Genomic DNA, 21,763 nt, shown 5'->3' with positions numbered 1-21,763 from the left:
TCGATCTTGCGCCTCGAACTCCTTCCCCTCGTTCCTCTACTCAAGCCGCCGCGACCATATTCCCGGTCCGGGTTCTTCCTTTTCGAGTTGTCATGCCTGATCGCCCGTCGTCGTCGGCAACGCAGCCGCGCTATGCGAAGCTGCGCCCTGCAGAAATGTGCTTTCCTTCGATCTTGGTGCAGTGCGGGCGAGGCCTGCGAGCGCGGCCTTGCGCCGTCGACGGGCCTGCAATTGCTGATCCGCCAGCACACCGATCAGGATCACGGTCCCCATCACCGCGAAGTTCAGCGAATTGGGAATGCCGAGGATGTTCACGAGGTTCTGCAGCACCTGCAGCAACGCCGTCCCGAGCACGATGCCCAGAATGGAGCCCTCGCCGCCGCGCAGGCTGCAGCCGCCGAGGACGGCCGCCGCGATCGCATAGAGTTCGTAGAAGTTGCCGAAGGAACTCGGAGAAACCGAGTTGGTGTAGAACACAAACATCACGGTCGAGACGCCGGCGAGCCCGCCGCTGATGACATAGGCGGTGGCGATCACGAGATTGGTGTTGATGCCGGAGAAGCGCGCCGCTTCCTCGTTCTTGCCCACGGCATAAAGCCAGCGCCCGTAGACCGAGCGGTGCAGCAGCACGCCGAGGATCAGCGCAAGGATGATCAGGAAGATGAAGGTGTTCGGGATGCCCGCAATATTACCGGAGGCGATGTTGCTCAGCGTGCTCGCCTCGTCACCGTAGCCGAAGCCGCGTGTCGAATCGCTGGTGTAATAGCGCGCGGCGCCGCGATAGATCAGCAGGCCGCACAGCGTTACGATGAAGGGCTGCATTTTCAGCCGCGTGATCAGGAAGCCCTGGATGCCGCCCAGCGCAAGCCCGCCCATCAGGACCAGCAGCAGCGCAAACGGCCAGGGCACCTGATAGGTCGTCAGCAGGTCGATGAAGATGACGCCGAGCAGCGCGAACATCGAGCCGAGCGAAAGATCGATTCCGCCGGTGATGATGACGAGGCCTTCACCGAGCGCGAACACGCCGAACAGGCCAATCAGATTGGCCATGTTCAGCAGATTCACGAACGACAGGAAGGCCGGATTGATCGCGCCGGTGATGGCGGAAATCACCGCCAGCAGCAAGAACAGGCCGAGTTCCTTCTTCATCATGGCGCAGCGGCCTCCATGGTTTCGAGCGGTTGGCCGACCGCCAGCCTCAACACGTTGTATTCGCTGAACTGGTCGCGCTCGATCACGCCGCTAACACTGCCTTCATGCATCACCGCCACCCGGTCGGAGACGCCGATCACTTCCTCCATGTCCGAGGAGATCATCACGATCGCGACGCCCTGGTCGGCGAGGCTGCGCATCAGCGCGTAGATCTCGCTCTTGGCGCCGACATCGATGCCGCGGGTCGGCTCGTCGAAGAACATCACGCGCGGCTGCATGGAGAGCCACTTGCCCAGCACCACCTTCTGCTGGTTGCCGCCGGAGAGCGTCACGGCTTCGATGTCGATGCTCGGCGCCTTGATGGACAGCCGCCTGGCCTGGTCTTTGGCGATTCTGCACTCGGCCGCGCCGTTGACCAGCCACATCCGCGCATGATCCAGCAGGCTCGCGAGCGTCACGTTCTCCCGGATCGGCAGTTCTAGCACCAGGCCGGATTTCTTGCGATCCTCCGGCACCAGGTAGATCCCTTGCCTGATCGCGTCACGCGGCGAGGCGACGCCGACCGGGGCGTTGTCGATCCGGATCTCGCCGCCCAGCAGCGGATCGACGCCGAACACCGCGCGGGCAAGCGAGGTGCGGCCGGCGCCGACGAGCCCGGCGAGGCCGAGGATCTCGCCGCGCCGCACCGACAGATTGATCTGTCGGTCGGGAAAGGCAGTGGTCACGACGCCGGCGATATCGCAGCCGCCCGGCTGCGGCGTGCAGGACGGCGGTGTATATAGCGCCTTCAGGTCGCGGCCGATCATCAGCCTAATCATGGCGGCGTGGCTGAGTTCGTCGCGCGCCAATTCCCCCACCGTGCGCCCGTCGCGCAGCACCACGACGCGATCGGCGCAGCTCATGATCTCGCCGAGCCGGTGAGAGATGTAGATCACCGAGATGCCGTGCGTCTTCAGGTCGGCAATCACCTCAAGCAGCCGCTCCGTCTCCGAAATCGTCAGGCTGGAGGTCGGTTCGTCCATGATGATGACGCGGGCGTCGATCGAGAGCGCCTTGGCGATCTCCACCATCTGGCGCTCCGCGATCGACAAATTCTCGACCAGCGTGCCCGGCGTGAAATCGGCGCCCAGCCGTTCCAGCAGCGGCATCACGCGGGCGTGCATCTGCACATTGTCCACCAGCTTCAGCGGGCCGCCGGCCAGCTTCTCGCGTCCGATGAAGACATTGGCCGCGACGTCGAGATTCTCGAACAGGTTCAGTTCCTGGTGCACGAAGGCGATGCCACATCGCGTCGCCTCGGTCACCGTCATCCGGGCGTGCTCGGTGCCGCCGATGCGGATCACGCCGGTGCTCGGCGCGATCACGCCGGCCAGCACGCGCATCAGCGTCGATTTGCCGGCGCCGTTCTCGCCGATCAGGCCCAGCACCTCGCCGCGATTGACGCGCAAATTGACGTCGTCGAGCGCCCTGATGCCGGGATAGGTCTTGCTGATTCCGCTGAGTTCCAGCAGCGTTTCCGCCATTCGCATGTCCTCCTGCACAACGCCCGGCGGCCTGTGGCGGCCGGGCGTTGAAGCCGACTGAAGTTACTTCTTGAGCAGTTCCTTCAGATGTGCGGCGAACTCCGCGACGTTGGTCTTGCTGATCACCTTGGTCGGCACGATCAGCTTGCTGTCCTTCGGAATCCAGGACTTGTCGCCGTTCAGCGTCTTGATGATGTTGGTGGCGGAGAGATAGCCGAACTCGTAGGGCTGCTGCACGACCGTGGATTCGATCGTGCCGTCGGAAATGCCGCGCAGCGTCCGCTGGTCCTCGTCGAAGCCGACGATCTTGACCTTGCCGGCCTTGCCTGCGGCCTTCACCGCGTCATAGATCAGCGGCGTCTCGTAGCTCCATAGGCCGGACAGCAGCGCGATGTCGGGATATTTGACGAGCACGTTCTCCATGTTCGCCTTGGCCTTGGCGAAGTCCACCTGGTCGGTGAACACGTCGACCAGTTCGACCTTGGTGCCGGCGATCGCTTCCTTGATGCCCTGCACCCGCTCGCGGGCGTTGTCGGCGTCCATCGTTCCGACGAACAGCGCGATCTTGCCGCCGTTCGGCAGCGCCTTCTTGATCTCCTCGCCGGCCTGCCGCCCTGCCGCGACGTTGTCGGTGCCGATATAGGCGAGGCGATTGCTCTGCGGCGCGTCGCTGTCCGTGGTGATCAGCACCGTCTTGGCCGCAACCTTATTGAGTTCTTCGGTTGCATGCGGTGCATCGTCGACCGAGATCGAGATACCGGCGACGCCGCGCACCAGCAGATCGTCCAGTTCGCGCCGCTGGCCGGCCGCCGTCCCTTCATTGGTGACGATCAATTCGATATTGTAGTCCGGGTGCTCCTTCTGCGCCTTCTCAAGCCCACGGCCCGCGATGGTCCAGAAGTCGGCCGCGACATTGGTCACCAGCGCGATGGTCTTTTTCTGCTGTGCCTGTGCTACCCCCGTCGCCATGGCGAGCGCGGCAGCGCCCGCCATGAGCGGCACGATCAATTTTCTGGTTGAGACATTCATATGCACCTCCCTGTCGACAACCCCGGTGAGGGGGTTTCACGCCTGGCGCTTTTCACGCCTTATTTTATTCACGCAACTAATAAATTAGCGCGACAAAATGTCCAGTCAAGGATGTTCATGATCACGCCTTCACCCAATAATAGTACAGTGGTGATGTTTTCCAGTCGCTATCCGCGCTTTTTGACCCGCAAACGAGTAGCCTGCGTTGAATAATTTCATCAAGAGAATTAAAAAGCGCAATATGAACGAACAGCCCGAGCCGTTGAGACGTGCTTCGAGCCTGGCCCGCGGATCGAACCCCGGCCGTCTCGTCGAGGTCCTGCGACGCCAGGGGCCGTTGCCGCGGGTCGAGCTCGCACGCAGCACGGGCCTGAGCTTCCCCGCCATTTCGGCCATCACGTCGAAGCTGATGGCGGAGGACCTGCTGTGCGAAGCCGAGACAGATGCGGCGACGCTGTGGCCCGACGACGCCGACGAAGAGGACGCGGATGGTGGCCGTCGCCGCGGCCGGCCGGCAGTCCTGCTGACCCTGAATCCCGAATTTGGCCGCATCATCGCGGTCTCGCTGCGCATGAATCTGGTCGAGACACTGATCGCCGATTTCAGCGGCTCCGCCCTGGCGCAATCGCGACTTGAACTCGCGACGCGCGCGCTCGATGCAAGCGCACTATGCGAGCTCGTGATCGCACAGATCGACGCCATGCTTGAGGCGACCGCCACGCCGCGACATCGCTTGCTCGGAATCGGAATAGCGCTGCAGGGCATCGTCGACGGCGATACCGGCCGGCATCTGTGGAGCCCGGCGCTGTCGATCACCGACGTCGATCTTGCCAAGCCGATCCACCAGGCGTTCGCTGTCGAAGTCGTGATGGCGAACGACGCGGTCGCGGTCGCGCTGTCCCTCGCTGCCGCCGAACCGGCACTGGCGCAGGGCCTCACGGCCACGATCATGGTGGGCCACGGCGTCGGCATGGGCATCATTGTCGACGGTGAAGTGCGCTGGGGTGCCGGCGCGGGCAGTGAGATCGGTCATGTCAAATTGGCGCTGAACGGCCCGCAATGCCGCTGCGGTCAGCGCGGCTGCATCGAGGCCCATCTTGCCGACTATGCGCTTTACCGCGATGCCCGCACCTTTCTCGACCTGCCGCCGGCGGCGTCGCAGCAACCGTCCGAGGCGCAGATGGCTCTGTTGCGCGATCGGGCGCGGAGCGGCGATTCCCGTCTCGAGCACTTGTTCCAGCAGGCGGGCCACGCGCTTGCCGAAGCGGTCGCCACGACGATATCGGTGCTGCGCCCGCATCATGTCATCCTCGCAGGTCCCGGCCTGCAGGCATTCGACATGATGCGCAGTGCCTATGAGGAGAGGCTCGACCAGGCGGTGCTGCCGTGGCTGCTCAAGTCCACGGCAATATATGTGCGTCCAAGCGAGTCGGCGACCATCGTCGACGGCATGGTGCGGCGGACGCTGCGGGTCGTGGACCGCAGCCTCATGGAGACAACCGAGTGAACCTCGGAATCTGTGGCCCTTTTGCCTGAGCCGCAGCAACGCAACCGACGCCCTTCAGGCGCCAATATCGAGAGGATGCCAATGCAGGGCGCCATCTATCCAAGTCTCAAGGACCGGACCGTACTGGTCACCGGCGGCGGTTCCGGCATCGGCGAGGCGATCGTCCGCCGGTTCATCGGCCAGGGCGCGCGGGTCGGATTCATCGATATCGATCTGACGTCGTCGGAGCAGCTACTGTCCGATCTCGGGGCACAAGCCCGCGTGCACTTCGAACATGCCGATCTGCGCGACATCGGCGCGCTGCGGCGCGCGGTCGCCGGCATCCGCGAGGCGCTCGGGCCGGTCACCATCCTGGTCAACAATGCGGCCCGCGATGATCGTCACGCGATCGAGGACGTCACACCGGAATTCTGGGACGAGCGGATCGCCGTCAACCTGAAGCACCAGTTCTTCAGCGCTCAGGCGGTCGCGCCGGACATGAAGCAGGCAGGGGGCGGTTCGATCGTCAACATCGGCTCGGTGAGCTGGGTGATCGGCCAGGGCAACATGCCCTGCTACACAACGGCCAAATCAGCCGTTCAGGGCCTCACCCGGGCGCTAGCCCGCGATCTCGGGCCGCACAACATACGGGTCAATTCCATCCTGCCCGGATGGATCATGACCCAGCGGCAGCAGGATCTGTGGTTGACGTCTGAAGGCGTGGCCGAACTGATGCAGCGCCAATGCCTCAAGCGCAAGCTCGTGCCTGATGATATCGCCCGCGTCGTGCTGTTCTTCGCCGCCGATGACAGCGGTGCCTGCACCAACCAGAGCCACATCGTTGATGGTGGCTGGGTCTAGCGCTTCAGGTAATCCGGCAAGGTAAACGCGTCATAGAAGCGGTCGGACAGGATCGTGGTCTTGAACGTCTGTGATTTGTAGCCGGCGACGATGTCCTGCGCCCACGGCGAGCCCGCATTGGCCTGCTTCACCGCGACCACATTGATATAGGGCGTTGTCATCTTCTCCAGGGCGAATGCATTGGTCAGCTTCAAGCCGCTGTAGATCGCGAAGTTGCCCTGGATGGCGGCGAAATCAACGTCATCGAGCGCGCGCGGCGCCTGTGCCGCTTCCAGCGGCACGATCTTGATGCCGCCGGGGTTCTTGATCACGTCGAGTTCGCTGACATCGACCGGCTTGGAGTCGCGAATCTCGACGAGGCCGAGATCGCGCAGGATCCAGAGCGCACGCTGCAGATTGACGGGATCGTTGGGCACGGCCACGGTCGAACCGGGCTTGATCGGCGAGCCGACCGGGTGCTTCTTCGAGTAAAGCCCCATCGGGGGCGTCGGGACGTGGACGATGCCGACGAGGTCGGTTTGCTGCCGCTCGTTGTACGAGTTCAGGAAGATCGTGTGCTGCATGACGTTGGCGTCGATCTCGCCCTTGAACACTGCATTATTGGCTTCCAGCCCGGTCGAAAACTCGACATAGCGGATACGGTAGCCCTTCTTCTCGAGTTCCGGCGCGACGCCAACCTTGAATTCGTCGATGTAGGGGCCCGGCACGAAGCCGACTTTCAGATCGGATTTGGCTGATGTCTCCGCGTGCAGGGCGGCGCCGGTCAGAGCACCGAGAATGAGCAGGGTCGAAACGAGCAGGACGCGCGCAGTGGTCATTGAACTCTCAAATCCTCAGGCTGTGGGCAAATAGCGATCCGGCCGACGCGGGGTCGGCGGTTTCGATCACGTCAGGCAATCGCCTTGATCGATCGGGAAAACACGCTTTGCGGCCGGCTCAGTCCGTAATGGTCACGCAGCGTCGTGCCGCTGTACTCGTCGCGGAATAGGCCGCGCTTGCGCAGGATCGGCACGACCTGCTCGGCGAAGATATCGAACCCGCCGGGTAGCCAGGGCGGCATCACGTTGAAGCCGTCGGCCGCGCCATTGTCGAACCAAGTCTGGATGTTGTCGGCGATCTTCTCCGGCGGGCCCGCGATCACCCAGTGGCCGCGCGCCCCGGCGAGACGCTGCACGAGCTGGCGGATGGTCGGCTGCTCGCGATCGACGATGTCGACCACGAGCTTGAAACGGTTGGCGACCCCGCGGGCGCTGCCGGTGTCGATCAGGTGGCGCGGAAAGGGACCGTCGAGGTCGAAGCCGGAGAGGTCGAGCCCGATCATCTGGCGAAGTTGGGTCAACGAGTATTCCGGCTGGATCAGCTCGTTAAACTCGTCCTGCAACAGGTCGGCTTCGGCCTGCGTGCTAGCGATGAACGGACTGATGCCCGGCAGGATCCTGACCTGATCGGGGCTGCGGTCGAACGCGCGTGCCTGCCGCTTGATGTCCGCATAAAACTCCTGGGCGCTCGCCAGCGTCTGATGCGCGGTGAAGATCGCTTCGGCATAGCGCGCGGCAAAGGCGCGTCCGTCATCAGACGAACCCGCCTGGACATAGACCGGCCGTCCCTGCGGCGTTCGCGAGATGTTGAGCGGGCCGCGTACCCGGAAGTGCTTTCCGACGTGATCGATCGGATGGATCTTTCCCGTATCGGCGAAAATGCCGGATGCGGGGTCGTTCACCACGGCGTCGTCTTCCCAGCTGTCCCACAGCCGCGTGATGACATCGATATATTCCCGCGCCCGCTCGTAGCGTTCGTGGTGAGGTGGATGCTCGGGCAAGCCAAAGTTCTGCGCCGCCTGTGCCGTGCTGGTCGTGACGATGTTCCAGCCGGCCCGGCCGCCGCTGAGGTGATCGAGTGACGTGAACAGGCGGGCCAGATTATAAGGCTCGGTATAGGTCGTCGACGCGGTCGCGATCAGGCCGATCCGTTTCGTGGCGACGGCGATCGCGCCCAGCCAGGTGATCGGCTCGAACCGGAAGCGTTGTGCGTAGCGAACATTGTCGGCGAGCGCGGGGCCGTCGGCGAAGAAGATCGCGTCGAATTTCTGCGCCTCGGCACGCTGCGCCAGCTCCTGGTAATAGCTGACGTCAAGGATGCGATCCGCCGCAGACCCCTGGTAGCGCCACGCCGCCTCGTGATGGCCGCCGGGATAAATAAAGAGGTTAAGGGAAAGCTGTCGTTTGCTCATCTCGGATCTCGTGAGTTTTGCTGATTATTATTGGTGGGACGGCGCCTTGTGCGCAAACGCGAAGCGCAGGTAGCGCTCCAGCTTCAAACCTTCGGGCGTGCGCTGTTCTTCGACAAGGCGCGCGAAGGTGCGGCGCACCAGTTCGCGCTCGTGAGGGGTGAACGCTTCGAGGAAATTTCCGAATGCGCTCGCTTCCGACCACTGCAGCAGCGATGCCGCATCGTCGTGGATATCGATCAGCGCGCGCAGCTCGCTGCGGTAGCCGGCGAAGCCGTGTGCCGCGAACAGCGATTTGAGCTCCTCCTCGGTCGATCCGAGCACCGGGTTCGAGTCCTGGCGATCGCCGGCAAGACCCGCCTCGATGATGGCGCGACGAAGCAGCAGGCGCGACTGGTGCGGCCTGGACGGATCCTGCACATTCAATCCGAGGCGGCCGCCGGGCTTGAGCACGCGCCGGACCTCCCGCAGCGCGCGATCCTTGTCGGAGATCCAATGGAAGACGCTATTGAGATAGACCGCGTCGAACTGCGCGTCGTCGAAGCGCGACAGTTCTTCGGCGCGCCCGGTGGCGAACTGGAGGTTATCCCCCTGCCGAAGGCGCGCAATTTCGATGCGGCCGGCAAGTGGATCGATACCGATCACGCGGCCGTCCGGACCGACCAGTCCGGCGACGAATTCCGCAAGCCGGCCGGTTCCCGTCCCGATGTCGAGCACGTGCTCGCCGGTCTTGATGGCGAGCGGCCCGATCAGGAACTTGCCGTGGCGAAATTGAACGAGTCCCGCTTCATCATAGGAGCGGGCGAGCTCCGGGGTATCGTGTTCAAGGCTGATGTTGCCGGCAGTTCGCGGCATTTCGAGAGATCCATCGTTGCTCGCCGCGCGTCGACGTCAGGCGCGTGCGCTGCGTCAGACTCTATGTCGGCGGCGGTGAAATGAATTTGCGTTGTTGCACGGCAAGCGAGCATGAACGTGACGAGTTCGTCGTTCACCGGAGATGACTGCGATCGCGCCGATCCCGGCGACGTATGATTTGGGAAGTTCTCCCGATCGATCGCGCCGATCCCGCACGTCGCAATGCACATGAGATGATCGGTCAGGCGGCGATCATCGCAAATATTTCAATGCCCGCGTTGTCCACGACGCGAACATTGCCTGCTATCAAAAACAAAGCTGGTTTCGTTTCATTGACTGAATGTCGATCGCTTTTACGATTTGTAACGTCAAAGCGAGGTGGTCATTCATGCCGCAATCCGATCCCGACAGCGTCGCCCGCAAGGCCCTCCGGCTGATCGGGGTCGACCCACAGAACTGGGTGCCTGATCGCGACGGAATCGATCACAACGTCGTCGTGGTCGGCGGTGGCCAGTCCGGCGCGGCCTTCGCGTTTGCGTTTCGGCGCGCCGGGATCGGCAAGGTCTCGGTGATCGACGCCGCCGCCGACGCCAGCAAGGCCGGCGTGTGGCTGACGAGCGCGCGAATGCACAAGCTTCGCACTCCGAAGACGCTTCCAGGTCCGGAGCTCGGTCTGCCCGGTCTCGGTTTCCAAGCATGGTATGAAACGCGCCATGGCGCGGCGGCCTTCGACGCGCTCGATCGGATTCCGCGGCTCGACTGGGCGGCCTATCTCGACTGGTATCGCCGCGTGACAGGCGCCGGCATTCGTTACGGTACGCGGCTGCTCCGCATCGAGCCCGCAGCCGATCATTTGCGGTTACATCTGGAGCGGAGCGGGGTCACGACCATCGAGACCACGCGCAAGCTGGTGCTCGCAACCGGCTTTGCGGGTAGCGGGGGCGCTTATGTCCCCGACGCGCTGCGTGTCCTGCCGAAACGATTCCGTGCGCATACATCGGAGAAGATCGATTTCAGGATGCTGCGTGGTCTCTCCGTTGCGGTGGTCGGGAGTGCTGCGTCGGCCTTCGATGCGGCGGCTGCAGCCCTTGAGGCCGGAGCGCGCGATGTTCATCTGTTTGCACGCCGGGAAACCTTGGCCGCGTTGCCGGTCATTCGGATCCGCGGTTATCCGGGAGCCTATGACAATTATGGCAGCCTGCCCGACGGGGTGCGCTGGCATCAGGCGATCCGGTTCAGGCAGGCTGGGTCGACCCCGCCGCCGGATGCGATTTCGCGCGCGGTAGCCTTCCCCAATTTTCATCTGCACCTGGGCGCACCCTGGACCTCGGCGCAATTGAAGGGGTTGCGGCCGGTCGCCATCACTCCGCAGGGCGAGTTCGCGTTCGATTTCGCGATTGCGGGAACTGGCTATTCCGTCGATCTGGGCGCGCAGTCAGAGCTCGGCGATTTCGCCGACGAAATCCTGCTGTGGCGAGATCGCTTCGTGCCGCCTGACGACGAAAAGGACGATCGCCTGGCGGCCTATCCTTATCTCGGGTCCGGGCACGAGTATCTGGAGAAAGTTCCGGGCCGCGCGCCGTATCTGAAGGACATTCACGTCTTCAACCCGGCAGCATTTGTCAGCTTCGGCCTGCCGATCGGCGACGTTCCAAGCTTCAAGCGCGACATTCCGGGGATCACGGCCAGGGTCAGCCGCGATCTGTTCCTGGCCGACCTTGCATCTCACGAGGCGCGCATCAACGGAGAGATCGCGGAGGATTTCACCGCCGAACTCTATGCACCGGCTGTCTGGCGACCGCCGCAGCCCGTCGCGGCGGAATAGCGAGGATCGCGACCACATCATTGATCTCCGCCGTCGTTTCCGCGACCGGCGCATGGCGGAGCTTTGTCCAGGGGATCGCGGCGACGAGACCAACATCATGAGCAACACGACCACTATCGACAACGTCATTCCGCGCGCCGACATCGTCAAGCGTGCCGCCCGGCTTGGTGCCGAGATCAAGAATGTGAAGTTGTCGGGCGACCTTCCCGACGCGGTCATCCGTGCCGTCAACCAGGTGCTGCTCGAGCACAAGGTGATCTTCTTTCGTGACCAGGGGCACCTCGACGACGCCGAGCAGGAGCGCTTCGCGGTCAGGCTCGGCAAACTGGTGCCGCATCCGACCATCGGCCCGAGCAAAGGCACGTCGTCGATCCTCGAACTGGATTCGGGGCGTGGTGGCGGCCGCGCGGACCAATGGCATACCGACGTCACCTTCGTCGACGCCTATCCGAAGATCTCGGTGCTGCGCGGCGTGGTAATCCCGCCCTATGGCGGTGACACCGTCTGGTCGAACACGGGGGCCGCCTATCTCGATCTGCCTGTGCCGTTGCGCAAGCTCGCCGACGAGCTCTGGACGGTTCATAGCAATGCCTATGATTACGCCGTGAAGTCTCGCGCCACCGACGCCGACAGAAAGCATTTTGACGAGGTATTCACCGGGACGATCTATGAGACCGAGCATCCGGTCGTGCGCGTCCATCCCGAAACGGGCGAGCACACGCTGGTGCTCGGCAATTTCGTCCAGCGCTTTGTCGGCCTGCCGAAATATGACGGCCAGAAGCTGTTCGATCTGTTCCAGTCCCACATCACGGCTCCGGAGAATACCGTGCGCTGGAGCTGGCGGGCCGGAGACGTCGCGATCTGGGACAATCGCGCGACCCAGCACTACGCCGTCAATGACTACGGCGATCAGCATCGTGTGGTGCGCCGCGCCACCATCGACGGCGAGGTTCCGGTCAGCGTCGACGGCCGCCACAGCGTGACGCGGATCAAATCGCCGAAGCCGCAAGCGGCGAAGGCAGCCTGAGCATGTCGCCTATTGGAGCAACACAATGAATGCCATCATTCGAATTCTGCGCGCGCGGCGAGCCGCTGCGCGCCGGGCGGCGCGATTGCTGCTGGCCGGCGTCTTTGCGTTGGGCCTGATCGCTTCGGCCTTCGCCGAGCCACCGCTCGATAAGACCGAGATCCGTTATCAAGGCTGGGCCGGGCAGGTGACGTTCACCGAGCTCGCCGAGGACCTCGGCTACCTCGCGCCGCTCAAGCTCAAATGGGTCGGCAACACCATCAGCGGGCCGCAGGACATTCAGACCGTCGTCACCGGCGACATCGACGTCGGCGGCGCTTTCTATGGTGCGATCATCAAGCTGATCGCGGCCAAGGCGCCGATCAAGGCGGTGGTCGGCTACTACGGTTCCGACTCCAATACCTACTACGGCTACTTTGTGAAGGACGACAGTCCGATCAAGACGGCCCGCGACCTGATCGGCAAGAAGGTCGCGGTCAATACGCTTGGCGCTCATCTGGAGTTCGTGCTGCGTGAGTATCTGGCGCGCAACGGCCTTAGCGCCGGCGAGGCCAAGCAGGTGACATTGGTGGCGGTCCCACCCGTCACCGGCGAGCAGGCGCTGCGGCAAGGGCAGGTCGAGGTGAGCGCGCTCAGCGGCGTGTTGCGCGACAAGGCGCTGGAGCGTGGCGGGATCCGCTCGCTCTTCAACGATACCGATCTGTTCGGACAGTTCACCGGCGGTGCCTATGTGCTGCGGGAGAAGTTCATCAAGGACAATCCGAACACCGCCCGCAAGCTGGTTGAGGGGATCTCGCGCGCCATCCAGTGGGCGCAGACGACGCCGCCCGATGAAGTGCGGGCCCGCTTCGACCGGATCATTGCGGAGCGCAAGCGCAACGAGGATGCCTCCTCGATCAAGTACTGGAAGAGCACCGGCGTCGCGTCCAAGGGCGGCGTGATCTCGGATGCCGAGCTGCAGGTCTGGGTCGACTGGCTGGTCAAGGATGGCCTGCTCAAACCGGGCCAGATCAAGGCCTCGGACACCTACACCAACGAGTTCAACTATTTCCGTCCCGGAAAGACGGCGGAGGCGCGATGACGTCGGTCAAGATCAGCTTTGACAAGGTCCGCAAGGAGTTCGTCACGCGAGGCGAAGGGGGCCGGCCGGCGGGCTATTTCACCGCGCTCGAGGACATCACGTTCGACGTCCGCGCCGGCGAATTCCTCGCTCTGGTCGGTCCAAGCGGTTGCGGCAAGTCGACATTGCTCGATCTGCTCGGCGGGCTCGCGACGCCGACCAGCGGCCGCATTCTGCTCGACGGCCGGCCGATCGTCGGACCCGGACGCGACCGCGGCGTCGTGTTCCAGCAGTACGCGCTGTTTCCGTGGCGCACGGCCGCGCAGAATGTGGAGTTCGGGCTCGATATCGCCGGCCTCAAGCCGAAACAACGCGGTGAGATCGCGCGGCACTTCCTCGACTTGGTCGGGTTATCGGGTTTTGCTGACCGTTATCCGCATGAACTCTCCGGCGGCATGAAGCAGCGCGTCGCGATCGCGCGCAGCCTTGCCTATGATCCGGAGGTGCTGCTGATGGACGAGCCGTTCGCTGCGCTCGATGCCCAGACGCGCGAAACGTTGCAGGGCGAGCTGCTGCGGATCTGGCGGGCCACCGGCAAGACCATCATCTTCATCACCCACGGCATCGACGAGGCGGTGGTGCTCGGTCAGCGCGTGGCGGTCATGACGTCCCGTCCGGGGCGGATCAAGGAGATTGTCGACATCCCCGCGGCCTTGCGGAGCGAAGCCGAGGATGTGCGCTCGCTGCCGGAATTCGGCCGCGTGCGCCATGAGATCTGGAGCCTGCTCCGCGAGGAAGTGCAGAAAGCGCAGCTGGGGCAATCGGCGGGCAGGGTCAGCGCAGGCCGTGTCGAGCGTGAAGTAAAGGAAGTCGCTCATGTCTAGCCTGGAGATGCTGACATTGCTGGAGCTCGCGCATGGACGGCGAGACGAGCAAGCGGTGGCGGCGCGGTCACCGCTAGTGAGCGCGGTCCGCGCCGCGACCCGCGGTCTGGTAGCTTTCGGACGCCGCTCCCTGCTGCTGATCGCCCTTCTGGCGATCTGGGAGGCCGCGCCGAGGCTCGGCTTGATCGACGCGGTGTTTCTGCCGCCATTCTTTGATGTCATCGCCGCAGGCTGGCAGCTCGCGCAAACCGGCGAGCTCTATGACGACGCCTCCGCGAGCCTGCTCCGCGCCCTGAGCGGGTTTCTGGTGTCGGTCGTGTTGTTCGTCCCGCTCGGGCTGGCCGTCGGCTGGTACACAAGGCTCGGCGATCTGCTGAACCAGTTCATCGAGATTTGCCGCAATACCGCGCCGCTCGCGCTGTTGCCGGCGTTCATCCTGCTGCTTGGCATCGGCGAGCTCTCGAAGGTCACGATGGTGGTCTATAGCTGCGCATGGCCGCTCCTGCTCAACACCATCGCCGCGGTGAAGCAGGTCGATCCGCTCTTGATCAAGTCGGCGCGGACCATGGGCGCGACCCCGCAGCAGCTGTTCCGCAAGGTGATCCTTCCGGCGGCGCTTCCGACGATCTTTGTCGGCATTCGCCTCGCCAGTGCGTCAGCCATGCTGGTGCTGGTCGCATCCGAGATGGTCGGCGCCAAGGCCGGTCTCGGCTATCTCATCATCAACAGCCAGTACAGCTTCCTGATCCCGCAGATGTATTTCGGCATAATCGGGATCACCGTGATCGGGTTGGCATTCAATGCGGTCCTGGAGGCGTTGGAACGGCGCTTGATGCGATGGAAGGCACAGGTTGCGGCGTGATGAGATCGTGGTTCAGGCGCCGCTCGGGCTGTTTCGTGCGGTGGCCTGCGTCACAATGCTGTTCGGCGGCACGTCCTTGGTCAGCCAGACGTTGCCGCCGATGGTCGACCCGCGGCCGATCGTGATCCGGCCGAGTATGGTTGCGCCGGCGTAGATCACGACGTCATCCTCGACGATCGGATGGCGGGCGTCGCCCTTGATCACATGGCCCTCGTCGTCGGTCGGGAAATGCCGCGCGCCGAGCGTGACCGCCTGATAGATCCGGACGTTGTTGCCGATGATGGCGGTTTCGCCGATCACGACGCCGGTTCCGTGATCGATGAAGAATCCGGAGCCGATCCGGGCGCCGGGATGGATATCGATGCCGGTCCTTGTGTGGGCGATCTCCGACATCAGGCGAGCCACCAGCCGCGCGCCGATCTGGTAGAGCAGATGCGCAAGGCGATGGTGGATGATGGCGGTCATCCCCGGATAGCCGATCAGGATCTCGGGAAAATTCTGCGCCGCCGGATCTCCAACGAATGCCGCCCGCAGATCGTTGATCAGAAGTCCGCGGACCGACGGCAGTTGGGTCGCGAATGCGCGTGTCAGCTCGATCGCCTCTTCGTGCCCAAAGCCCGGCTCCAGCTCGTCGCCAACGAACAGCGCGCTGCGATGGATCTGCGCGCTGAGCGAATCCAATGCTGTGCTCAGCGTATTGCCGACGAAATAGTCGATGTTCTCGCCGTCGAGGTCCGATTGGCCGTAGTGGCGCGGAAACAGCGCCTCGGTGAGGCCGTCGAGGATCGCCTCCAGCGCGTCCCGCGAGGGCGCACGGCGTGCCTCGCCGTCGCGCCGGATGCTATGGGTCTCCTCGCGGGAGGTGCGCAGCTCGGCCACGATCCGGTCGAGCTGCCAGCGGCCCGGTGGTCTGCTGACCGCGCCGGCCGTTGACGGAGGCGATGCTGGCGGCAATTCGCGTTTCATGCTGCACCCTTTCTCTGTTCTAACGGACATGCGCCAGAGGAATGCTGACTTCGGCCAATAGGTCGAGATCGGCCTCGTGATCGATCTGGACATACTGTCCATTCCAGTAAGTGAGGCCGGACAGCCGATGCGACAATTCCATGCTGGCGAGGCGGCCCACGATGATGCCATGGGAATGCCGCTCGATGATCTCCTCGACCTGGCATTCGATCATCGCAAGCGACCGCTGCAGCAAAGGCACGCCCGAGGCTCCATGGGTCCAATCGGTGCCCTCGAAGCGTTCCCTGCCTTTCAGCCGGCCATTGCTGAAGCGCTCGGCCAGGGCCTGCTGGTCGGAGCCGAGGATGTTGACGCCGAACAGCCGATGGCGGGCGATCGGTGCGAAGGACGATGCCTGCCGGTTGATGCTGACCAGCAGCCGGGGTGGGCTGGCGCTGAGCGACGTCAGCGAGGTCACCGTCATGCCGGTGATGTCCTCACCCTGTCCTGCGGTGATGATGCAAACGCCGCCCGGGAGGCGGCGCATGACAAGGCGAAATTGACGCTCGATCTCGTGGTCGGCGTCCACAAGATGAATATCCGGCTTGCTCATCGGGATTCTCCCTTGCTTTGCCTCGCCGGATTGGACCTCGCCAGAGCGTTTTCGAGCGAAGTGGATACCGGTTCGCGTGAAGAAAACGCATCAAAACAACAATCCAGAGCTCCGTTCCGATTCGATCGGAGTGGGGCTCTAGAAGAAGCCCTTGGCGGGTAGCGGCGTGCCGCTGATCTCGTATTGTCCGATCGAGCGCGCCTTGAAGGTGTTTGGATTGTGCGACGCCAGGGTGCGCGCGTTGCGCCAGTGGCGGTCGAAATTGGTCGCCTTCTTGGTGGCCGATGCACCGCCGACGTCGAACAGCAGGCTGCCGCTCCGGATCGCGAAATCGTCCGCAACGATCTTGGCCTTGGCCGACAGCAGCGCGGCCTTGTGCGCGGCCTCGACGGCGTTTTCGTCGCCTGCATCGAAAGCGTCGGTGGCGGCATGGAGCGCCTCCGCGGCCGCAAGCACCACGGTCTCGGCGGCGAATGCGCCGCTGGCGATCTGGCCGACGGTCTGTTGCAGCAGCGGGTCGTCCACTGGCACCTCACTCGGCGCGTAATAGAACGTCCGCTTGCGGGTCCGCACCAGGGCGCTGGCGTCGCGCAGCACGGCGCGCGCGATGCCGGCATTGATCGCAGTCAGGAACAGCTGGGCAAATGTGTTGGAGTAGGGAATGCCGTAGCCGGTATCCGGTGCATCGAACACGACCTCCTGGCGCTTGACGCGCACGTTGCGGAAGTGGGTGGTGCCGGTCGCCGTCAGCCGCTGCCCGAGACCGTCCCAGTCGTCGATCAGCTCAATGCCCTCGCGGTTCACCGGAATCAGCACGGCAGCATTGGTGGCGGATGTGTCGGCGGTGCGAACGAGGACGTAGTCCGAATACAGTGTGCCGGTGCTATAGTATTTCGTGCCGTTGAGCAGGTAGTCGTCGCCGTCGGCAGTGAGTGTCGTGTTCGGCGTGACATTGCCGACCTTCGGCGTGTCGAGCTCGGTCGCCGCGAGCCCGATGATCGCGCCGTCGGCAACTGCCTTCTGCCACTGCCTGTGCTGATCGTCCTTCGGCCGGCGCACCAGGCGTTCGACGACGCTGAAATGGTTGCGCAGGATATGCGCGACATTGGCGTCGGCCTCGCCGAGACCGATGACGATCTCGAACAATGCGCGAATCGACAGGCCGGCGCCGCCGGCCTCGATCGGAAGCCGCAACGCGCCGAGGCGGGCCTTGCGAATGAGATCGACTTGCGCGAACGGCAGGACGCGCTCGCGTTCGCGGTCGGCGGCGCCTTCCGCGATGCGGCCGAGCAGCGCGTCGATATCGGGTGCGCGGCTGTGAAGGCGGTCGGAAGGCTCCAGCGAGGTGGCGGACAGAGGCTTGTTCATTGGTATCACCCAAATGGCGTTGATTGATATGACTGCTACTGATCAGAGCTGGGCCAGGTGGTCGGTGACTTTGATCGGCTCCGGGAGCACCTTGCGCGCGACCAGCCAGTCGGCGGCCCTTTGCAGCTCGGCGAGGAAGTTTTCGTCGTTGGCGGCGAAGTAGCGATACTGCCGGTTCAGCGCGATGAACTGGTCGCGGACCTGGTCGCTGTACTTGCCGGCCTTCTGCGCGATGTATTCGGCATCCTTGCTGTTCGCGGAGATCCACTTGCCTTCGGCGCGGAAGGCGTCGTTGACGGCCCGGACCAGCGCAGGATTGTCGGTCGCAAATTTTCGGGTGGTCAGGTAGGACGTGTAGTCGATCTGGAACTCGAGATCGCGACCTTCCAGGAAGATGTCGTGCGCCTTGTATTCGAGCCGCGCGATATCGACGCCCGGGCTCCACATCGACCAGGCGTCGACCTTCCCGGAGGCCAGCGCCGGCGCTGCGTCCGGCGGGTTGAGATAGACGAACGTCACCTTGGAGCGGTCGACCTTGTGCTTCTCGAGCGCGGCAACCAGCAGGAATTCGCCGAGACCCGAACGGTTCACCGCCACCGACTTGCCGACGAGATCCTCGACCTTGTTTATGCCAGAGTCATCCCGCGCGATGATCGCCGTGGTGCGCGGCTCGTAGACCACGAATTGGGTGAATACCAGCGGCGAGCCGGCGATGATCGCGGCGAGTGCCGGCGTCGTGCTGCCGCCGAAGCTGAAATCGGCGCTACCGCCGGTCACAGCCTGCAGCGTCGGCGCATGATTGGGGAACGGCCCGAGCCACTCGACCTTGATGCCGTCCCTGGTCAGCAGCTTCTCGAACTCGCCGCGCTCCTTGGCGATCAGATTGAGGCCGCTCAAACCCCAGGTCAGACGCACCGTGTCGGTGACGCGGCCGGTCGCCGCATGCGCCGGCTCGGACAGGTCAAAGCCGGCAAGCGCGCCGATGCCGAAGGCGGCGCCGCCAAGGAAGCTGCGACGGGTGGGGTTGGTGAACCGGGGGATAGACATTGAGTGGTCCTCAGGCAGGAATGGGGTGAGAGGTGTCGACGCCGAGCTCCGCCAGCAGGTCGGTGCGGGCGATCGGCGCTGCGCCGTTACGTTTCATGGGATGCTCGAACGCGATCCGGCCCTCGCGCATCACCAGGATGCGGTCGGCGAGCGCGATCGCCTCGTCGACGTCGTGGGTGACCAGGAGCACGCCGGGGCGATGGACGGCGACCAGCTCGCGCACCAGATCGTGCATGCGAATGCGAGTCAGCGCATCGAGCGCTGCGAACGGCTCGTCGAGCAAGAGCAACTCGGGTTCCTGCACCAGCGCGCGCGCCAGCGCCACGCGCTGCGCCTGTCCGCCCGAGAGGTTGCGCGGCCAGTCATCGAGACGGCCGCCGAGTCCGACCTCGGTGAGCGCGGTGGCGGCGCGCTGACGGGCGTCGCTCGCATTGAGGCCGAGCGAGACGTTGCGCCACAGACTGTCCCACGGCAGCAGCCGGTGCTCCTGGAAAACGACGGCCGGCCGCCGCGGTGCCGTGATGCGCCCGCCGTCGATCGCATCGAGGCCGGCCAGCGCCCGCAGCAGCGTGGTCTTGCCGCAGCCGCTTTCGCCGAGCAGGACGACGAACTCGCCGCGCTCGATGCGCAGGTTGAGGTTCTCGATCACCACGCGGCTGCCATAGGCGCGATGCAGTCCGGTCACCACGACGGCCGGCGCAATCGCGGCCGGTGAGGGCACGGCGTGCAGCGTCATCGCGCGCTTCCATAGTTCGGATGCCAGGCCAATAGCCGCCGCTCCAGGGCGCGCGCGATACCGTCGGCGGCGACGCCGATCAGCGCATAGATCACGATCGTCAGCACGATCACGTCGGTGCGCAGGAACTCGCGCGCATCCATGGCGAGAAAGCCGATGCCGGACTGGGCGCCGATGGTCTCCGCGACCACCAGCGCCAGCCACGCGGTCGCCAGCGCATAGCGCACACCGGTCAGGATCGATGGCAGGGCGCCGGGCAGGATGACGCGCCGGATCAGCTCGAGTGTCCCGAGGCCCTGGACGCGGCCGAGCTCGAGCAGCTTCGGGTCGACCTGCCGGATGCCCAGCGTGGTGTTGATGTAGATCGGGAAGGCGACGCCGAGCGCGACCAGGAAGATCTTCTGGGCTTCGCCGACGCCGAGCCAGACGATCACCAGCGGTAGCGCGGCGAGAAACGGGATCGCGCGGATCATCTGGATGCTGCGGTCGATGGCAGCCTCCGCGATCCGCGAGAAGCCCACGAGGATGCCGAGCGCGAATCCGACGCTGCCGCCGATCGCAAAACCGGCCGTTGCGCGCAGCAGGCTGACGCCGAGATCGTTCAGCAGGCTTCCGGACGTCGCCAGCTTGAATGCCGTCCGGACGACCTTGCTCGGTGCCGGCAGCACCTGCGGCGAGAGCCAGCCGGCCTGCGCCGGCAATTCCCAGACGATCAGAAGCACGACCGGGGCGAGCCACGATAGCAGCAGCATGCCGCGCCGGCCGATCTCTACTCGTGGCTTCCGGGACGGCGATGCCGTTTGAACGCTGCGCGGCGTTGAATCAAACGCGATCGATGACGCAGCCTGTTCGAGGTTGCTCAAGTCTGTTCTGTCCTCGTCCAACATTGCGCGCGAGCATCATTGATCGCGCGCGGCATGGTCCGCCATTCTCTCGATGAACGGCGCGTCGCCGCACGAAAGAAGGCGTTGTTCATGTCGCGCAAACTGTCCCACGAATTTTCTCGAACAGAAATAGAGCCGTATTCCAATTGTCGCTGCGTCCGGAGTTTTCTGGTTTATCGGCGCGCGCGGCGCGGCAAGGAAAATCTTTTGATGCGCCGCTGCTTGATCTGTCGCCGTGCTTCTTTGAAAACACGCCGACGTAACGTCAGGGAAATCGGAGAGACGGCATGTCGACACGACCGCTTCGCTTTGGCATCTGGGCGCTGGTCCATGGTTCGCGCGCGGCCTATCAGGATCCGGAGGAGCCGTATGACGCATCGTGGGAGCGCAATCGCGACCTCGTGCTTGCCGCCGAGGCACTGGGCTACGATTCCACGCTGATCGCGCAGCACACCATCAATCCGCATCGGGAGGATTTCGATCAGCTCGAGGCCTGGAGCGCGGCGGCGGCCGTTGCGGCATTGACCAGCCGGATCGAGATCATCGCGGCCATCAAGCCCTATCTCTATCATCCGGTGGTTCTCGCCAAGCTCGCGCTCGGGATCGAGAACATCAGCCGCGGACGCTTCGCGATCAACCTGGTCAATGCCTGGAACCGGCCCGAACTCGACAAGGCCGGCATCGGCTTTGCCGAGCACGATGCCCGTTACGCCTATGGCCGCGAGTGGATCACGATTGTCTCGCGCCTGATGCAGGGCGAGCGGTTGACCTACAAGGGCGAGCATTTCGACGTCCGCGATTATCTGTTGCGGCCGACGAGCCTCTACCGACCGCGACCATTGATCTATGTCGGCGGCGAATCCGAGCCGGCGCGCGCTTTGGTCGCCGACCACGGCGACGTCTGGTTCATCAATGGTCAGCCGCTCGAGGATGTCGCGGGCCTCATTGCCGACGTGGCGGCGCGGCCGCGGACGTCGGTGCCGCTTCGCTTCGGGCTGTCCGCCTTCGTCATCGCGCGCCAGACGCAGGCCGAGGCCCAGGCCGCCTATGAGCGGCTGCTTGAGCTGTCGCGGAAGGACGCCTCGATAAAGGTGATCCAGCGACAGAACACCGACCCGAAGGTCGTGATGATGCAGACCATGCAGAAGTCGGAGCGGATCGGCAGCAACGGCGGCACCGCTGCCGGGCTGGTCGGCAGCTACGATGACGTGGCCGCCCGAGTCGGGGCGTTCCATGCCGCAGGCATCGAGTTGTTCATGCTGCAGTTCCAGCCTTTCGAGGCCGAGATGGAGCGCTTTGCGAAGGAGATCATCCCGCGCGTCCGCGCAGCGTCATCTGCTGCAAATGACACCCCACCACTGCTGGCGAGCTCGCGGTAA

General features: G+C 64.1%; 20 protein-coding genes. 8 read left to right on the top strand and 12 right to left on the bottom strand.

What is annotated here, in order from left to right:
* Nucleotides 1-90: 90 nt before the first annotated feature.
* The 3 genes from ACVMDN_RS29895 to ACVMDN_RS29885 form a co-directional block, all read right to left on the bottom strand.
* Nucleotides 91-1,152 carry an ABC transporter permease gene (locus ACVMDN_RS29895; RefSeq protein WP_456814854.1) on the bottom strand — a complete coding sequence of 354 codons (1,062 nt, stop codon included), beginning with the start codon at nucleotides 1,150-1,152 and terminating at the stop codon, nucleotides 91-93.
* On the bottom strand, nucleotides 1,149-2,675 hold the full coding sequence (locus ACVMDN_RS29890; RefSeq protein ID WP_456814853.1) for a sugar ABC transporter ATP-binding protein: 1,527 nt from the start codon (nucleotides 2,673-2,675) through the stop codon (nucleotides 1,149-1,151). The genes ACVMDN_RS29895 and ACVMDN_RS29890 overlap by 4 nt, the downstream gene beginning before the upstream one ends.
* 63 nt (nucleotides 2,676-2,738) lie before the next feature.
* Nucleotides 2,739-3,704, bottom strand: a complete 966-nt coding sequence (locus ACVMDN_RS29885) for a sugar-binding protein (RefSeq protein WP_225158724.1) — start codon at nucleotides 3,702-3,704, stop codon at nucleotides 2,739-2,741.
* A gap of 241 nt (nucleotides 3,705-3,945) precedes the next feature.
* On the opposite strand from ACVMDN_RS29885, the gene ACVMDN_RS29880 reads away from it, so the two are divergent.
* Both ACVMDN_RS29880 and ACVMDN_RS29875 read left to right on the top strand, forming a co-directional pair.
* A complete protein-coding gene (locus tag ACVMDN_RS29880) occupies nucleotides 3,946-5,211 on the top strand; it encodes an ROK family protein (RefSeq protein ID WP_456814852.1) in 1,266 nt (421 codons plus the stop codon).
* 81 nt (nucleotides 5,212-5,292) lie between these two features.
* Nucleotides 5,293-6,051: an SDR family NAD(P)-dependent oxidoreductase gene (locus ACVMDN_RS29875; protein ID WP_057017428.1), complete on the top strand. Its 759-nt coding sequence runs from the start codon at nucleotides 5,293-5,295 to the stop codon at nucleotides 6,049-6,051.
* Here the strand turns inward: ACVMDN_RS29875 and ACVMDN_RS29870 are convergent.
* The 3 genes from ACVMDN_RS29870 to ACVMDN_RS29860 form a co-directional block, all read right to left on the bottom strand.
* Entirely contained in the window at nucleotides 6,048-6,869 is an 822-nt protein-coding gene (locus ACVMDN_RS29870) for a MetQ/NlpA family ABC transporter substrate-binding protein (RefSeq protein WP_456814851.1), read from the bottom strand. The genes ACVMDN_RS29875 and ACVMDN_RS29870 overlap by 4 nt on opposite strands.
* A gap of 71 nt (nucleotides 6,870-6,940) precedes the next feature.
* A complete protein-coding gene (locus ACVMDN_RS29865; protein ID WP_141340369.1) occupies nucleotides 6,941-8,281 on the bottom strand; it encodes an LLM class flavin-dependent oxidoreductase in 1,341 nt (446 codons plus the stop codon).
* Between the two features lie 27 nt (nucleotides 8,282-8,308).
* Nucleotides 8,309-9,133: a class I SAM-dependent methyltransferase gene (locus ACVMDN_RS29860; RefSeq protein WP_141340370.1), complete on the bottom strand. Its 825-nt coding sequence runs from the start codon at nucleotides 9,131-9,133 to the stop codon at nucleotides 8,309-8,311.
* 388 nt (nucleotides 9,134-9,521) lie between these two features.
* Here ACVMDN_RS29860 and ACVMDN_RS29855 point away from each other — a divergent pair, with 388 nt between their 5' ends.
* The 5 genes from ACVMDN_RS29855 (at nucleotide 9,522) to ACVMDN_RS29835 (ending at nucleotide 14,791) form a co-directional block, all read left to right on the top strand.
* Nucleotides 9,522-10,958: an FAD-dependent oxidoreductase gene (locus tag ACVMDN_RS29855; RefSeq protein ID WP_141340371.1), complete on the top strand. Its 1,437-nt coding sequence runs from the start codon at nucleotides 9,522-9,524 to the stop codon at nucleotides 10,956-10,958.
* A gap of 97 nt (nucleotides 10,959-11,055) precedes the next feature.
* Nucleotides 11,056-11,985: a TauD/TfdA dioxygenase family protein gene (locus tag ACVMDN_RS29850; protein WP_141340372.1), complete on the top strand. Its 930-nt coding sequence runs from the start codon at nucleotides 11,056-11,058 to the stop codon at nucleotides 11,983-11,985.
* 25 nt (nucleotides 11,986-12,010) lie between these two features.
* The gene (locus ACVMDN_RS29845; protein ID WP_076826947.1) at nucleotides 12,011-13,066 is read left to right on the top strand and encodes an ABC transporter substrate-binding protein; all 1,056 of its coding nucleotides are present in this window, start codon (nucleotides 12,011-12,013) and stop codon (nucleotides 13,064-13,066) included.
* Nucleotides 13,063-13,929 (top strand): ABC transporter ATP-binding protein, encoded by an 867-nt coding sequence (locus ACVMDN_RS29840; RefSeq protein WP_141340373.1) that lies wholly within the window; start codon nucleotides 13,063-13,065, stop codon nucleotides 13,927-13,929. Before ACVMDN_RS29845 ends, ACVMDN_RS29840 begins: the two co-directional genes overlap by 4 nt.
* The gene (locus ACVMDN_RS29835; protein ID WP_200844439.1) at nucleotides 13,922-14,791 is read left to right on the top strand and encodes an ABC transporter permease; all 870 of its coding nucleotides are present in this window, start codon (nucleotides 13,922-13,924) and stop codon (nucleotides 14,789-14,791) included. Before ACVMDN_RS29840 ends, ACVMDN_RS29835 begins: the two co-directional genes overlap by 8 nt.
* Before the next feature lie 12 nt (nucleotides 14,792-14,803).
* On the opposite strand, the gene epsC is transcribed toward ACVMDN_RS29835, so the two are convergent.
* The 6 genes from epsC to ACVMDN_RS29805 form a co-directional block, all read right to left on the bottom strand.
* Entirely contained in the window at nucleotides 14,804-15,757 is a 954-nt protein-coding gene (epsC, locus tag ACVMDN_RS29830) for a serine O-acetyltransferase EpsC (protein WP_057017436.1), read from the bottom strand.
* 19 nt (nucleotides 15,758-15,776) lie between these two features.
* Nucleotides 15,777-16,349: a flavin reductase family protein gene (locus ACVMDN_RS29825; protein ID WP_057017437.1), complete on the bottom strand. Its 573-nt coding sequence runs from the start codon at nucleotides 16,347-16,349 to the stop codon at nucleotides 15,777-15,779.
* A gap of 138 nt (nucleotides 16,350-16,487) precedes the next feature.
* On the bottom strand, nucleotides 16,488-17,717 hold the full coding sequence (locus tag ACVMDN_RS29820) for an acyl-CoA dehydrogenase family protein (protein WP_057017438.1): 1,230 nt from the start codon (nucleotides 17,715-17,717) through the stop codon (nucleotides 16,488-16,490).
* Nucleotides 17,718-17,759: 42 nt separating this feature from the next.
* Nucleotides 17,760-18,764: an NrtA/SsuA/CpmA family ABC transporter substrate-binding protein gene (locus ACVMDN_RS29815; RefSeq protein WP_253638786.1), complete on the bottom strand. Its 1,005-nt coding sequence runs from the start codon at nucleotides 18,762-18,764 to the stop codon at nucleotides 17,760-17,762.
* 10 nt (nucleotides 18,765-18,774) lie between these two features.
* A complete protein-coding gene (locus ACVMDN_RS29810; RefSeq protein WP_076826951.1) occupies nucleotides 18,775-19,500 on the bottom strand; it encodes an ABC transporter ATP-binding protein in 726 nt (241 codons plus the stop codon).
* Nucleotides 19,497-20,252 carry an ABC transporter permease subunit gene (locus ACVMDN_RS29805; protein WP_309143755.1) on the bottom strand — a complete coding sequence of 252 codons (756 nt, stop codon included), beginning with the start codon at nucleotides 20,250-20,252 and terminating at the stop codon, nucleotides 19,497-19,499. The genes ACVMDN_RS29810 and ACVMDN_RS29805 overlap by 4 nt, the downstream gene beginning before the upstream one ends.
* A gap of 419 nt (nucleotides 20,253-20,671) precedes the next feature.
* Here ACVMDN_RS29805 and ACVMDN_RS29800 point away from each other — a divergent pair, with 419 nt between their 5' ends.
* Nucleotides 20,672-21,763: an LLM class flavin-dependent oxidoreductase gene (locus ACVMDN_RS29800; protein WP_253638788.1), complete on the top strand. Its 1,092-nt coding sequence runs from the start codon at nucleotides 20,672-20,674 to the stop codon at nucleotides 21,761-21,763.

The sequence above is a fragment of the Bradyrhizobium sp. USDA 4510 genome, assembly GCF_054059095.1.
Note: the sequence above shows the minus strand (reverse complement) of the source record. Positions and strands in the feature narration are given on the sequence as shown.